Origin of the sequence: Streptomyces sp. P17 (assembly GCF_032436805.1) — a bacterium.
GTDB lineage: Bacteria > Actinomycetota > Actinomycetes > Streptomycetales > Streptomycetaceae > Streptomyces.
Genome location: NZ_JAVRBF010000868.1, coordinates 1 through 269, shown reverse-complemented (window position 1 = coordinate 269; position 269 = coordinate 1). Strand labels below are relative to the sequence as shown.

Sequence of the window (269 nt, the reverse complement as noted above, 5' to 3'; positions counted from 1 at the left end):
CGGCGGGCGCGCCGCCCACGGACTGGCGCGAGTACGACAGCCATTACACCGAGCGCTATATGGGGATGCCGCAGACCGACAAGGCGGCCTATGACGCCTCGTCCATCATCCCGCGCCTGCCCAAACTGTCGGGCCGGCTTCTGCTGCTCCAGGGCATGGCCGACGACAATGTACAGTTTTCAAATTCGATCGCGGTGATGGCGGCCTTGCAGGCCAAGGGCCAGCCCTTCGACCTGATGCTCTTCCCCGGCCAACGCCACGGCATCCAG

General features: G+C 65.4%; 1 protein-coding gene. It reads left to right on the top strand.

Annotation, left to right across the window (positions count from 1 at the left end; genetic code table 11):
* On the top strand, positions 1–269 hold a 269-nt coding region (locus RMT89_RS43270; RefSeq protein ID WP_315889239.1), incomplete at both ends, for a prolyl oligopeptidase family serine peptidase.